Genomic DNA, 13,545 nt, shown 5'->3' with positions numbered 1-13,545 from the left:
TTTTTTTGTGTAGGAAACATCATTCTACTTTCTCTTGATCGTTTGATTTGAGATTTTGCTTGAAATTCTCCACTTTCAAGGTTGAAAAGTGCATAAAATGGGAAAAGAACAAAAAAAGAGAAAGTAGAGGTTTATCATGAAAAAGCTATTATCATTTGGAAAAAGTCTTGGTAAAGAAATTCAAGAAGACCAAGCAACAGGACTAGCGGCTGAGCAAGCCTATTATTATATGCTATCATTATTCCCTATGCTTATTTTACTGATATCGATTGTTCCGTATCTATCGATTAAACCGGAAGAGGCAATCGATGTCCTTCAAAGCGTTATGCCGGGAGAAACGGCTGCAATCTTTAAAGATAACGTAGCTCAATTTGTAAGCCAACCAAACGGCGGGCTACTGACTGTAGGGATTTTAGGAACCATTTGGTCTGCTTCAAACGGTATGAATGCCTTTATTCGTGCAATGAACCAAGCCTACGACGTGAAAGAACAGCGCTCGTTTATTAAAGTAAGAGGCTTGTCCATTCTTTTAACAATTGGATTAATTGTAACAATTATTGTATCGCTTCTTTTACCAGTGTTCGGAGGGGTTTTGTTAAATTGGATAAGCGAATGGTTTTCTCTTCCTTCAGGTACAACAGTGGTTTTAAATATTCTGCGCTGGATTATCGGTGTCGGCATTATGGTACTTGTTTTATCCGTATTATACAGATTAGCGCCAAACAAAACGTTTCCTTTTGCCCATGTATGGCCCGGAGCGCTCGCTGCTACGCTGTTATGGCAGCTGACATCTTTAGGGTTCTCATTTTACGTAAGCAACTTTGGCAATTATTCTGCTACTTATGGAAGCTTAGGAGGCGTGATTGTTCTGATGCTTTGGCTATTTTTAACAGGGTTAATTCTCGTTATTGGAGGAGAGATTAACGCTATTTATCACCGAAACAAAACGGCTGCGCCTCCTAAAGATACGTCTCAGGCGATGTAATAAAAGATGTAATAAAAAAGGAAACCTTTATAGAGGTTTCCTTTTTTAACGTTTAAAGCTATTCACAAGCTGTTTAAATGAGTTGGCTGTATATTTGACCGAATCTTTTTTGTACTGTACATCGGTTTTAATCGCTGCTTGTGTTACTTTTAAATGATTTGTTTTTTCTTTGATATGATCAGTTTCGTTTTGAAGATGCTGAGAAGTGGCATTTACAGAGTTCACAGTTGGCTTGATTTTTTTATTAAATGATACGCCTGCGTAAATAAGATACGCAAGTGATGCCAAAACAACAGCTAAGCTTATATAAACAATAATCATCGGTGTGCCTCCTTTGTACGTATTTATATTTATATAGGTGAGAATAAAATATATACGAATATCATCCTCTTTATTTAATTGTTATACCCATTTTTAATCAAAACAAACAAAAGCCTGCCGAGAAGACAATATATTGGATTTTTTCTGAAATTTCATTCATCATTACATATAGAGTTACCTTGAAAGGAGAGAGAAGAAGAATGCCGTTAGATCCGCATATTCAAATATTTCTAAATCAATATAATGAAATGCCCCGTCCTTCTTTAGAGGACGTTACACCCCCACAGCTGAGGGAAATGGAAAAGATGTCCTTAACTCCTTCTAAAGAAGCAGTTAAAAAAGTATATAATGAAGAAATTGAATTAAATGAACGTACGCTCACTCTACGAGTGTATGAACCTGAAGGAACAGGGCCATTTCCCGCTCTTGTTTATTATCACGGAGGAGGCTGGGTATTAGGCAGCCTGGATACTCATGACTCCATATGCAGGTCGTATGCAAATGAAACAAACTGTATTGTAGTGTCTGTTGATTACCGCCTTGCTCCTGAGAGTAAATTTCCCGCTGCAATAAACGATGCCTATGACGCCTTGGAGTGGATTTCAGCTCATGCGTCTCAATTAAATATCGATTCAAACAAAATTGCCGTCGGTGGCGACAGTGCCGGTGGGAACCTTGCTGCGGTTGTAAGCATTTTAGCAAAACAAAGACAAGGTCCATCCATTGTTCATCAGCTGCTTATTTATCCGTCTGTAGGATTTAAAAATCAACACCCTGCCTCTATGAAAGAAAACGCCGAAGGATATCTTCTTTCAAAAGATCTCATGGATTGGTTTCGCCTTCAGTACTTAAATAATAAAGAAGAAGAACAGCACCCCTATAACGCTCCAGTATTACTAGAAGATTTATCGAGTCTACCCAGCGCTACCATTATTACAGCACAATATGATCCTTTAAGAGATAGCGGAAAAGACTACGCGGACGCATTAAAAAATCACGGTGTCCCCGTCACCTATGAAAATTATGAAACAATGATTCACGGGTTTTTAGGGTTTCATGAATTCGTCCCACTCGCTCAGCAGGCGATCAATAAAAGCGCAGCTCAACTGCGTCAGGTATTTGATTCTATTTAAGGCGCAAAGATATATAGTGTCATAAAATATTTAATTAAAAAAATACTAAAAATATAGTAAAAGTTAAAAAGTTCTTTCCTTAATTGGATTGGGCTTTTTTACTTTTCAATTTTCTCATATAATTCATCCATTTTAACATTCAAAACGTCAGCTAACTTAAGTGCTTTATCCATGCTAGAACAAACTGAAAAAGAAGAAAAGAAATTCTTGAGGTTATGGAAAGTATGATAATGGATTATAGAGAAGAAGATATGGGTAATATTAGCAATTTTAACAGAAATTTATTGGGAAATAAAAAAGAAATATAATTGAAAAAATAACAAAAATAACCTATTTAGTGGTATTATTTACTCGTTGAAGGGCTGAGTACTGTGATAGAGCAATTGTAGGGTTTAAGCTTGAGCTTCCTGAAATATGTCATAAACGTAATGAACAATAGTTGCAGACCCAACCAACTAATTATGAACGTAGAAAAAGTAATCAGCCAACTTGGTTTATCAGTTTAAAGTAACACTATATAAAAAGAAATTTAAGGTACTACTGGTTGTGGCTTCAATTAAACAAAAGGGGAGAATTTTGTGAAAAAGTTGCTAATTGGTACTGCTTTGCTGTCACTGAGTTTGACTATGGGTGCTTGTGACAGTTATAAGAGGGAAAATGATTTACTAGAGAAGAAAAGTGTAGCTGAAGCACCTAAAAAGAAGTCTGAAGGCAAAGATTTAGATAAAAAGTCTGAGTCTCAGCAAATTCAAAACGAACAGAAAGATTTACGTGGGTATAGTGTAAAAGTTGAAAAAGAAAAAAAAGCTAAAGAGTTAGCAGAGCAGAAAGCGAGAGAAGAAGCGGAAGTAGCTGAGCAACAAAAACAACAAAAGATTGCTGGAAAACAGCCTGCAGTAGCTCAACAGGAAGAACAAAATAAGCAGGAAGAATCTCCAGTTAGTCAAGAAACAATTGATAATTATGAAGCTAATCAGGCTGAAACATGGGCTGAAGAAGCTGAGATAGAAGCGGAATTAAATGCTGAGGCTGCACAAGAAGATACTCAATCAGAAGAATACTACAGGAAACGTGCAGAAGAGGAAAGAGCTAGTCTTAAAGAAGGTGAAACGCCTAAATGGACTGGTGATCCGTGGGTGGATAGTCAAACTGAGTGGGCTGAGATGACACCAGAAGAACAGAAACAATGGCAAGAGGATAATCTAGGAGATTTGAATGAAGATATTCAGTATGATGATAATGGAGAGATTATAGAGTAATTCAATTATAATTTCAAGAATTTCCTTTGGAATAATTTTGCTATATTCTATTGATAAAAAAACTACCTAAATGGTACAATAGACTTATAAAAACATAATGGAACGTTGTTTTCACAGAGTTTATTGACGACATTAAGTAAGGTGATTTTTTGAATGATAAAAAACAAGTAGGTCAGCTGATTCAAGATCTGCGAAAGATTGCGGAAATGACAACTGTCGAGTTATCAGAAGGAATTTGTACTGAAGAAGAGCTACATCGATTTGAACAAGGTGAAATTCATGCAAGCAGTGAAGTTCTCTATCATTTATCGAAACGCTTAGGGGTTCCGATGAATTATTTCTTTGAAGCAGGAGAGCTAACGCCCAACGATTATTCAAAAGAAATTAAATCGACCATTAGGCATTATATACGAAAACGCGATTATGAAACCGTGTTACATATGGTGAACAAAGAAAAAGATAATCCTATGTTTCAAGATCCTTTTCATGCACAATTTTTCCTATGGCACGAAGCCATATGTGATTATTATATTGGAAATAAATTTGAACAAGCGCTTCGTAAATTGGAAAAAGCTATTGCGTTCACGCGTACGAGCGAACAGTTTTATTCAGAAAAAGAGATTGCTATTTTAAATAGTATTGCTATTATTTATGAAGAAGAAGGTCATTTAAAAAAAGCGTTCAGTACGTTTATGGAAGGATTGCAGCATATTGCTTTGCTTCCTAAGTTAAAAGATCCTCTTGTTAAAATTCGAATTTTATATGGATTATCACGTGCGCTTTTGCAAATGGAACGTTATGAAAAGTCGGTTAAATATGCACAAGCAGGACTAGAGCTGTGTATTCAGCATGAGACGCTTTATTTATTAGGAGAACTGCACTATCAAATTGGAGAAGCACTCTGTCAGCTTGATGAGCTTAAAGAAGGAATAGCCTACCTAGAAAAAGCTATTACCGTTTTTGAAATTGAACAAAATGAAGCGTTTGTGACCATTATTCAAGAAGAGATGTCTAAATATCAAGAAACAAAAAAGAAGAGCTGATCGCTCTTCTTTTTTTATCTCCAATACACTGGGTGTGGGTAAAATGGCCGAGGGCGAGGGTAAAAATAAGGGGGGTGATAATAAATGGGACGAGGATAAGGGTAAGGATAAAATGGCCGAGGGCGAGGATATGGATAATAACCATAAGGGAATCTTTCGTCAGCTTCTTGGGGATTTGAATAATAATCATAGCCATATTGATACTCTTCTAAAGGTTGTTCCGGGTAATATTGATAATTCACTCTTTTCACCGCCTAAGTTTTTATGCTTTTTACTGTATTCACTACAGAAAGAATTGGAGTATGTACTCATCAAACTTTTAATTTGAAAAAGGCGGGAGACAAGGAGTATTTTGAAAATAAAAACAAATTAGCTTTCCTTCTCGTTTTCTTGTAAGTTATCAGCATCGGGAAGGGTGGGGTGTTCAAAGCTTTTAATAAAAGAAGCATAAGCAATCGTATCTTTAATAGGATTTACATAAGATAATGGTTGACCCCGGTAGCTGAAATTAAATGTAATCCAAGCAAAATCTTTATTATTGTTAGAAATCAGTTTTGCATTATGTATAAAAGCAGATGCGGCAATCATCGCATCTGGGCCTTTAATTTTTTTATTGGATTCTATTTTAGCTTTTCTGCGAATTTGAGCTGCTAGCTGCGCAATTTCACTTGTAACGTCCACAATCTTATCTGTCATATCGTAAATATAATGATTTTTTACTGCTTTGACTTGAGGATTTGTTTCTACTTCCCAATGCGACAGAAGTTCCATTTGTACAACGGTAGGCATTAAAAATTCCGCATTATTTGAAATAAGTTCATTAATATATTCTACAACTTCTGGATAATTAAGCGCATGTGAAGCCCAAATGTTTGTATCAATGATTACTTTTTCACCCAACACAAATCGTTCACTCCTCTCTACTAGCCATTCGTACCAGCTCTTCTAACCCAAAAGGTGAGTAAAGAGCCGCAGATTCTGAAAGCTGGTTGCTTAATAGAAGCTTTTCATATTTAGTTAATCTAGTTTTTGCAGATTTTATGAGCTTTTCTTGTGTGTCATTTAATGTTTTATCTTTTTTATCGTACGTGCGTAGAACTTTATTTTGAGGTTTGTATTTAAGATTTTTCTTCTGCATAGGGGGTGAGGAAGGTGATTGCGGCGAGGGCTGTGTGTAAATTTTCCCATTTATTTTTAGGTTAAAGTGCTTCTGAACTTCCTTGCTGTATGTTCCTTTTTGGTCATCTACCAAGCGCTGTGCTTTCATGATATCCCTGCCTTTTATATAAATTTATATAGTATATGTGATGAAGTTTTCTCTTACTATTCCTTTTATATAAAAAGATTAAAAAATTAGCTTCCGGGAGTTATTAAATTAACTAATGTTTGCCTGGGGGAGTTATAATCTCAGCGAATACCGGACAAAGCTTTAAAAACATGATATCGTGTAAGAGAATAAATCAGTATCGGTTAGAGAAGGAACTACAAAAAAGGGGATGCAAAATGAAAACAGAAAAACAAAAAATGCTTGATGGAGAATTATACCTTTCCGCTGATCCGCAATTAATAAAAGAACGTGAAAACGCTCGAAGATTAACAAGGCTTTATAACCAAACAACAGAAAGGGAAGAAGAAAGACGTACAAACTTATTAAAAGAACTGTTTGGGTCTACGGGAAATTCTCTTTGCATAGAGCCTGCTTTCCGCTGTGACTACGGTTCTAACATTCATGTTGGAGAAAATTTTTATGCTAACTTTGATTGCGTACTTTTAGATGTATGTGAAATAAGAATAGGAGATAATTGTTTTCTTGCACCAGGTGTACATATCTATACAGCAACTCATCCTTTGCATGCTCTTGAAAGAATTTCAGGAGCTGAGTTTGGAAAACGCGTAGAAATAGGAAATAACGTCTGGATTGGGGGGAGAGCCGTTATTAATCCTGGAGTGAAAATAGGCAACAATGCGGTAATTGCTTCGGGTGCCGTTGTGACAAAAAATGTTCCTGATAACGTGGTAGTCGGAGGCAATCCTGCAGTTATAATCAAGCATATTGAAAATTAAAGAATAAACAAAGAGCTTTTGAATTGTAAAAGCTCTTTGTTTATACGATGTTTTATTGCCGATTTGGCTCGTCCTCATTTATAATGTTTTGGTTAAATGTAAAAATATACATATTTCCTTCCGAGATCCTCCATACTTTATTGACAAAGGAAAATTAATCATGGTATATTATCTTTAATTAAAGATATTCAAATTAAAGATAAATAATGAATGATAAACTAGACGATTTGTCCGGAGGAATGTAGAATGAACCACTTAAAAGGAATACACCACGTAACGGCTATTACAAGCAGTGCAGAAAAGAATTATGAATTTTTCACATATGTGTTAGGCATGCGCTTAGTTAAAAAAACGGTCAATCAAGATGATATTCAAACGTATCATTTGTTTTTTGCAGATGATAAAGGCAGCGCCGGAACGGACATGACTTTTTTTGATTTTCCAGGTATTCCAAAAGGTTTTCACGGAACAAATGAAATTTCAAAAACATCTTTCCGCGTTCCAAATGATGCGGCTTTAGACTATTGGGTAAAGCGCTTTGATCGCTTAGAAGTAAATCATACGGGGATTCAAGAGCTATTTGGGAAAAAGACGCTTTCGTTTGTTGATTTTGATGATCAGCAGTATCAGTTAATTTCCGATGAAGGGAATCAAGGAGTTGAATCAGGCACTCCTTGGCAAAAAGGCCCTGTCCCTCTTCAATACGCTATTACAGGAATTGGTCCTATCTTTATTCGTATTGCCGAGTTTAATTACTTTAAAGAAATGATGGAAAAAGTCCTTTTATTTAAAGAGATTGCTCAAGAAGGAGACCTTCACCTATTCGAAGTAGGAGAAGGAGGAAACGGTGCGCAAGTAGTAGTAGAACACAATGAAAAACTTCCGCAGGCTCAGCAAGGTTTTGGAACTGTTCATCACGTTGCTTTTCGCGTAGAAAATCGACAAGCTCTTGAAGAGTGGATTAATCGAATGTCAAGCTTCGGTTTCCATACGTCTGGTTATGTGAATCGTCACTTCTTTGAATCGTTGTATGCAAGAGTGGCTCCGCAAATTTTATTTGAATTTGCGACAGATGGACCAGGATTTATGGGAGATGAACCTTACGAAACGCTCGGAGAAAAATTATCACTGCCTCCTTTTTTAGAGCCAAAACGTGCAGAAATTGAGAAGCTCGTGCGTCCGATTGATACAGTAAGAAGTACAAAAGAGTTTATGAAAGAATAATACACAAAAACACTCAAATAGCTATTTGAGTGTTTTTTTGCTTTTTCAAAGATGAATCAGCTTTCAAAACGCTAAAAAAGAATGTGTTTTTGATATCTTTTCCTTTTATATATACCTATCGCGAATGTTTGCTTAAAAACTGCCAATGTCCTACAAGGAAGGAGTAGGAGTGGGTTGTGCATAGCCTTCTTTATATTTTTCGTCGATGTCTTTGCGGATATCTTTTATTGATTTGCCTCGGTTATAGTCGAGCATAGCTTTAGCTGCAATTTCTATACACAATCCGCATTTTGTTCCATGATCATCCCAGACAACTGCTCCATTTCTTTTGTTTTTAAAAATAAAGCAGTCATAGCTGTTTTTGTGATTTGCTTCCATGCCACATCCGCAGTAGCAAGGGATTTTTTCAAGTAGTTCACGATTTTTAGCAACGGATAGATAAACTAGTTTCATATCTTTAGGCTGGTTCTTTAAAAACTGTGGTAAAACGTCTGCTCCCGGAGTTTCTTCGCGAATATCAGCAACTGCAGCTTTGTGATGTTCATGACCTGAATGTGCAGAAGAGTTTGTGGCAGAAGAAGTTGTTGTATTGTTTGAACAAGCGGATAATCCAATACTTGTAGCGAGAATCCCCAACAAAATAATTGATTTTTTCAATACAATTAACATCCTTTCATGTGAAAATAAATGATAGCTGCATCATACACGGCAGTTTATCTATGTAGATAATCAAACACCTGCTTGTTTATATCTAATTCTCTATAAGTATGCAGAGCGGTTATCGTGTATGATAGAGATGGACGAGGAAAAAATATGAAGCATGAATTTATCATAAGGTGCGTTTTGTAAGTAAGTGGACAGAAGGAGAAAGTGAACGGAGGTTAAACAGTAGTGAGTGAACAAAATCAACGACTTTTTGAATATATTTTAGAAAATTCAGCCTCTATCAGTGAAGAATGGCTGCGCCAAAGAAGTAATATTAAAGGATCAATTTACTCAAAGGACGCAGATGCTTCAGTTGAGAAAAAGCTGCGTGAGCAGCATCTTTATACGATCGAAACAATTGCGAGCGGCTTTCTTGACGATCAAGAGATTTTCAAACAACGTATGGTGAAATGGACGACGGAAGTAGTAAACAGCAGAATTAAATTTGATACGCCGATTTACGAGGTAGTAGAAGCGCTAAGCAAAACAAGAAAAATTATTTGGACGTATGTCAAAACATATAGTCTGATACATTCATCTATCACAAAAGAAGATATACTGTCTTGGAGCGAAGTTTATCATACAACATTTGATAAACTCCTTAATGAATTCTCCGAACAGTACTATAAAATCACAAGGCAAAAAATAAGTCTTCAGCAAGAGCTAATCGACGAAACGAGTTTTCCTGTCATTCCAATTGTAGATCACATCGCGGTCTTGCCTTTAGTAGGGCTTATTGATGAAATCAAAGGTGATTCAATTATCGAGGTTGTTCCAAAAAGATGTGCAGAAAAACATATAAGACATCTAGTCATTGACTTATCGGGTGTAAATTATGTAGATACGTATGTTGCGCACAAATTTTTTGATTTAATTAACATTTTGCAGCTGCTAGGCATCCATGCGATTATGTCAGGAGTGAGTCCTGACATGGCTCAGACGGCTGTTAATGTAGGAATTAGTTTTAATAAAATTGAAACGTTTGGACATTTAAAACAAGCTCTTTCTTCGCTTGGTGTAAAGAAAAAAGAAGAATAAAGTATAGAAATGCTAAAAAGAAACGGAACTGAAACTTTTGCTCTCAGTTCCGTTTCTTTTTGTTTGTCTACATTCTTCTGCATTCAAAATCTTGTAAGCATGCCTTACAAACTCCTTTTCACATGGGGACAAATGGAAGATACTAAGGAACAAATAAACGGCGGTTTTCTATGCCAAACGTCTCGTTTAGCTCAAGAATGGAGGTGTAAAGAGAAGAATAAGAGAAGTACATAATGAGATAGTTAAAGTCTTAGATAAGTACTGATAAGCCGTGTGATTAAGGAGGAGTTCTATGAAAATAATTTATCTTCTTTGCCTGCTTCCGTTTGTAGGAATATTAGGCTTATTGCCTTTTGTTAACAAAGTAACGCCATTTATTTTAGGAATGCCTTTTTTTCTCTTTTGGATTGTTATGTGGGTAATCCTTACGTCGTTTATTATGGGCATTGTGTACAAGCTCGATCCTGCTGTTAAAGGAGGAGATAAATAATGAATACCGCTCTAATTATTATTTTTGGTTTTTTACTTTTAGCTATTTATCTTGGAATTCGAGCTACGCGGGGCAAAAAAATGGATTTAGAACAGTGGAGCGTAGGTGGCAGAGGTTTTGGAACTGTTTTTGTCTTCTTTTTGATGGCGGGTGAAATCTATACTACTTTTACGTTTCTAGGTGGAAGCGCTTGGGCATATGGAAAAGGAGGACCAGCGTTTTATATTTTAGCCTATATTTCTTTAGCGTACGTGTTAGGGTATTGGATTGGCCCGCAAATATGGCGGTATGCGAAGCAGCATAAGCTTATGTCTCAGCCGGATTTTTTTGTTTCAAAATACAGAAGCCCGTTTCTTGGCATTGTTGTTTCATGCGCAGGGGTGCTGGCAATTGTTCCTTATATTATTTTACAATTCAAAGGCTTAGGTATTATTGTATCTGAAGCTTCTTATGGGTCTATCTCTTCAACTGCAGCCATTTGGATTGGTGCCATATCATTAACGGTTTACTTAATGATATCAGGCATACATGGTTCCGCGTGGACGGCCATTGTCAAAGATATCATGATTTTTATTGTTGTCTTATTTTTAGGAATATATATGCCGTTTCATTACTACGGAGGCTTACAGCCAATGTTTGAGGCTGTGCATCAAGCAAATCCAACGTTTCTCACTCTTCCCAAGACAGGTCTAAGTATTCCGTGGTTTATTTCTACAGTCATGCTGACCGTATTAGGATTTTACATGTGGCCGCATACGTTTAATGCAACGTATTCAGCTGAAAACGAGAATGTATTTCGAAAGAATTCTATTATAAGTCCTATTTATACGTTAATGCTGCTTTTTGTCTTTTTTGTAGGGTTTACTGCTCTTATGCAGGTACCTGGACTACAAGGCGCAGAAGCAGACTTGTCACTGCTTCGTCTTTCCATTCAAACATTTGATCCGTGGATTGTCGGCTTTATTGGCGCAGCTGGTTTATTAACAGCACTTGTGCCTGGATCGATGCTTTTGATGGCAGCTTCTACGTCACTGTCTAAAAACGTTTATGGCGTTCTTGTTCCTTCAGCGACGGGAAAACAAATTTCGATACTGGCTAAATGCTTCGTACCGGTCATTGCGCTTGTTTCAGTCTATTTTACACTTCATGGAGGGAATACGATTGTAACGCTTTTACTAATGGGCTACAGCATTGTGACGCAGCTGTTTCCTGCTTTTATTTTTAGTTTAATGAAAAATAATATCGTGACTAAATACGGGGCATGTGCAGGTATTGTTGCCGGCATTGCGTCTGTGATGTATATAACGATTACTGAAACAACGCTTGGCACGTTGTTTCCTGCGTTGCCACAAATCATTAAAGATACAAACGTCGGCGTTATTTCTTTATTTATTAATTTAGTTGTATTAATGGTGGTCAGTTTAGCAACGAAAAAAATCGCCGCACAGCCGCATTTTGAAAGCGGGGCAGTAGATGGAAAACAAATTTTGTGAAAATCTTTTTCCAATTGCGTTTTAAGAACATCATGAAGGGTATAAAAGTAGTGCATCACCAAAATGTTCAATATGGCTGCAAGACATAAGCAGCCTTCTCGATAAAATGTAACGATTGCGTTGTTTTTAAACATAGGTAACGAATGTGAAAAGCAACAAGACGTATGCCACAAGCGGTGTACGTCTTTTCTATGAAAGATATTCACCTAAAAAAGGAGATGATAACATGACATCTGAAAAAGCATTTGAGCAAAAGAAAGATCTTTTAATGAATCAAATTATTGAATCGGGTTACTTTAAAGCAGAAGACGGGAGACATTTGTACGAATTGAATTTAAGTGAACTAGAACAAACGCATCACGATCTTCAAAACCAAAAGGTAAGAGAAATATAATTAAAATCTCCCAGATTATTAGAAATTCAGCTGATTTTGTATATATGTGTAAACACCTGCTGTTCAGTTTGTTCCTCCGCGGCTTTTTGCTTGAAAGCAGGCACTTTTCTTTTTCTTCCGGTGCGTTTACAGCCTCGCTGTTTCCAATCATACTCCTCAAACATATAACTCAACACTTAAGAAATATGCGAATAAAAACAAAAAAAGCGCAGCTTCTGCGCTTTTTTTGTTGAGTTAAAAACGAGTGGAAGCCGCTGTTTTTTTAGGTTTGCTCATTGCTTTTTTTAATACTTCAGAAAAATAGGGATCTCCGCTAGGATTTTGCTGTCTTAGCAAATCAATGGTTCCTTTCACGTCATCCATAGCTCTGTGAGCGTGCTCTCTCTCAATATTATGATGATCAAGAAGCGTTGTTAGTTTTTTATTAGGAAAGCCGTACTCTTTCCATTTGACAGCACGCATAGAGCAGTGCCATTTTTGGTTAAATAAAGATGGATAGCGTTTTAAAAGAAAGCTGCGATCGAAAGAAGCATTATGAGCGATGATAGCCGAAACGCTAGTTAACAGCGATTCCACTTTTTTATCGTCTAATGTTTTATTTTTGACCATCTCATTTGTAATTCCCGTTAAGTTTGTAATATACGGGAAAATGGGAGTTGAAGGCATATTAAATTCTTCATATTCTTCTACAATGTCGATTATTTCTCCGGTAGAAGAATCATAAGAAACAACAGCAATTGCTAGTTCGATAATATCGCATGTTTGCGCACTTAATCCCGTTGTTTCAACATCTAAAACGGCTGCTAATTTCACTTGTTCAGTTGACAACTAGTCGCCCTCCCTTTCTATTTATCATTCTATTAGCTTATCATTTTTTAAAAGAAAACGTTAGTAAAAAAGATGAGGGAGCACGTGCATGGATTCATTTTATACGCCCACACAGAAAAGGAATTTGCTTTTTTAAAGGAGATGACAATAGGAAAGGAGAATAGTAATATTTACTCATCTAAATTAAGTCTTCATTGAAAATAATGAAATGAAGGAAGAAGGGGAACGTTATCATGCAATTGCTGTATATGGTACTTTTTCTTATCTTAATTTTTTGGGGAATTACATCTTTTATTCATTACAGGAATCAAACTATTAAAGTTCGTTTGAACAAGCATTATACGAATGCAGTAGAATGGATTGAAGCTGTTAAACAAGAGCTAGAAAAGCAAGGGAAATCCGTGAGTTATGAAGGGGATTTCTTGTTTAAAATTGATGAAAAGCCTTATGAAATCGCAGCGCGTAATATGTCTCTTTGGAGCATGTCGCTCTATCATATCTTGCTGCAGCGTCAAAAAGAACATTCTTAAATTTACTTGCATAAGGAAATTATCACTTCTCGTCTACT

Annotated in this window: 17 protein-coding genes; 12 read left to right on the top strand and 5 right to left on the bottom strand. The window is 36.4% G+C overall.

Annotated features, from left to right (window positions below; translation table 11 throughout):
• Nucleotides 1-136: 136 nt before the first annotated feature.
• Nucleotides 137-985, top strand: coding sequence for a YihY/virulence factor BrkB family protein (locus tag AC1D0Y_RS12020; RefSeq protein ID WP_028408571.1), 849 nt, complete (start codon nucleotides 137-139; stop codon nucleotides 983-985).
• Between the two features lie 45 nt (nucleotides 986-1,030).
• Here AC1D0Y_RS12020 and AC1D0Y_RS12015 read toward each other — a convergent pair whose 3' ends face one another.
• Nucleotides 1,031-1,306 (bottom strand): hypothetical protein, encoded by a 276-nt coding sequence (locus AC1D0Y_RS12015; protein WP_025752355.1) that lies wholly within the window; start codon nucleotides 1,304-1,306, stop codon nucleotides 1,031-1,033.
• 200 nt (nucleotides 1,307-1,506) lie between these two features.
• Here AC1D0Y_RS12015 and AC1D0Y_RS12010 point away from each other — a divergent pair, with 200 nt between their 5' ends.
• The 4 genes from AC1D0Y_RS12010 (at nucleotide 1,507) to AC1D0Y_RS11995 (ending at nucleotide 5,069) form a co-directional block, all read left to right on the top strand.
• Entirely contained in the window at nucleotides 1,507-2,439 is a 933-nt protein-coding gene (locus AC1D0Y_RS12010; RefSeq protein WP_102812695.1) for an alpha/beta hydrolase, read from the top strand.
• A 578-nt stretch (nucleotides 2,440-3,017) separates the two neighbouring features.
• The gene (locus AC1D0Y_RS12005) at nucleotides 3,018-3,698 is read left to right on the top strand and encodes a hypothetical protein (RefSeq protein WP_060745674.1); all 681 of its coding nucleotides are present in this window, start codon (nucleotides 3,018-3,020) and stop codon (nucleotides 3,696-3,698) included.
• A 149-nt stretch (nucleotides 3,699-3,847) separates the two neighbouring features.
• Nucleotides 3,848-4,741, top strand: coding sequence for a helix-turn-helix domain-containing protein (locus AC1D0Y_RS12000; protein ID WP_025752359.1), 894 nt, complete (start codon nucleotides 3,848-3,850; stop codon nucleotides 4,739-4,741).
• A 43-nt stretch (nucleotides 4,742-4,784) separates the two neighbouring features.
• The gene (locus AC1D0Y_RS11995) at nucleotides 4,785-5,069 is read left to right on the top strand and encodes a hypothetical protein (RefSeq protein ID WP_060745673.1); all 285 of its coding nucleotides are present in this window, start codon (nucleotides 4,785-4,787) and stop codon (nucleotides 5,067-5,069) included.
• Nucleotides 5,070-5,110: 41 nt separating this feature from the next.
• Here AC1D0Y_RS11995 and AC1D0Y_RS11990 read toward each other — a convergent pair whose 3' ends face one another.
• Nucleotides 5,111-5,644, bottom strand: coding sequence for a PIN domain-containing protein (locus tag AC1D0Y_RS11990; RefSeq protein ID WP_043982419.1), 534 nt, complete (start codon nucleotides 5,642-5,644; stop codon nucleotides 5,111-5,113).
• A 7-nt stretch (nucleotides 5,645-5,651) separates the two neighbouring features.
• Nucleotides 5,652-6,008, bottom strand: coding sequence for a hypothetical protein (locus AC1D0Y_RS11985; RefSeq protein ID WP_057243646.1), 357 nt, complete (start codon nucleotides 6,006-6,008; stop codon nucleotides 5,652-5,654).
• A gap of 236 nt (nucleotides 6,009-6,244) precedes the next feature.
• Here AC1D0Y_RS11985 and AC1D0Y_RS11980 point away from each other — a divergent pair, with 236 nt between their 5' ends.
• Together AC1D0Y_RS11980 and AC1D0Y_RS11975 are read left to right on the top strand one after the other, a co-directional pair.
• Complete coding sequence (locus AC1D0Y_RS11980; RefSeq protein ID WP_060745672.1) at nucleotides 6,245-6,805, top strand: maltose acetyltransferase domain-containing protein; 561 nt, start codon at nucleotides 6,245-6,247, stop codon at nucleotides 6,803-6,805.
• A 246-nt stretch (nucleotides 6,806-7,051) separates the two neighbouring features.
• Nucleotides 7,052-8,029: a ring-cleaving dioxygenase gene (locus tag AC1D0Y_RS11975; protein ID WP_060745671.1), complete on the top strand. Its 978-nt coding sequence runs from the start codon at nucleotides 7,052-7,054 to the stop codon at nucleotides 8,027-8,029.
• Between the two features lie 150 nt (nucleotides 8,030-8,179).
• Here AC1D0Y_RS11975 and AC1D0Y_RS11970 read toward each other — a convergent pair whose 3' ends face one another.
• Nucleotides 8,180-8,686: a PCYCGC motif-containing (lipo)protein gene (locus tag AC1D0Y_RS11970; protein ID WP_013083117.1), complete on the bottom strand. Its 507-nt coding sequence runs from the start codon at nucleotides 8,684-8,686 to the stop codon at nucleotides 8,180-8,182.
• Nucleotides 8,687-8,920: 234 nt separating this feature from the next.
• Between AC1D0Y_RS11970 and AC1D0Y_RS11965 the strand changes: the two genes are divergently transcribed.
• The 4 genes from AC1D0Y_RS11965 (at nucleotide 8,921) to AC1D0Y_RS11950 (ending at nucleotide 12,149) form a co-directional block, all read left to right on the top strand.
• Nucleotides 8,921-9,772, top strand: coding sequence for an STAS domain-containing protein (locus AC1D0Y_RS11965; protein WP_028408564.1), 852 nt, complete (start codon nucleotides 8,921-8,923; stop codon nucleotides 9,770-9,772).
• 292 nt (nucleotides 9,773-10,064) lie between these two features.
• On the top strand, nucleotides 10,065-10,262 hold the full coding sequence (locus AC1D0Y_RS11960) for a DUF3311 domain-containing protein (protein WP_013083119.1): 198 nt from the start codon (nucleotides 10,065-10,067) through the stop codon (nucleotides 10,260-10,262).
• On the top strand, nucleotides 10,262-11,755 hold the full coding sequence (locus AC1D0Y_RS11955; protein WP_060745670.1) for a sodium:solute symporter family protein: 1,494 nt from the start codon (nucleotides 10,262-10,264) through the stop codon (nucleotides 11,753-11,755). Before AC1D0Y_RS11960 ends, AC1D0Y_RS11955 begins: the two co-directional genes overlap by 1 nt.
• A 226-nt stretch (nucleotides 11,756-11,981) precedes the next feature.
• Nucleotides 11,982-12,149, top strand: a complete 168-nt coding sequence (locus tag AC1D0Y_RS11950; protein WP_081085234.1) for a Fur-regulated basic protein FbpA — start codon at nucleotides 11,982-11,984, stop codon at nucleotides 12,147-12,149.
• 234 nt (nucleotides 12,150-12,383) lie between these two features.
• Here the strand turns inward: AC1D0Y_RS11950 and AC1D0Y_RS11945 are convergent, their stop codons facing one another.
• A complete protein-coding gene (locus tag AC1D0Y_RS11945; RefSeq protein ID WP_028408562.1) occupies nucleotides 12,384-12,977 on the bottom strand; it encodes an exonuclease domain-containing protein in 594 nt (197 codons plus the stop codon).
• A 233-nt stretch (nucleotides 12,978-13,210) separates the two neighbouring features.
• On the opposite strand from AC1D0Y_RS11945, the gene AC1D0Y_RS11940 reads away from it, so the two are divergent.
• Nucleotides 13,211-13,507 (top strand): hypothetical protein, encoded by a 297-nt coding sequence (locus AC1D0Y_RS11940; protein WP_060745669.1) that lies wholly within the window; start codon nucleotides 13,211-13,213, stop codon nucleotides 13,505-13,507.
• Nucleotides 13,508-13,545: the final 38 nt, after the last annotated feature.

The organism is Priestia sp. P1_B12_1, from assembly GCF_056406695.1.
This window is presented reverse-complemented; position numbering and strand designations above follow the sequence as displayed.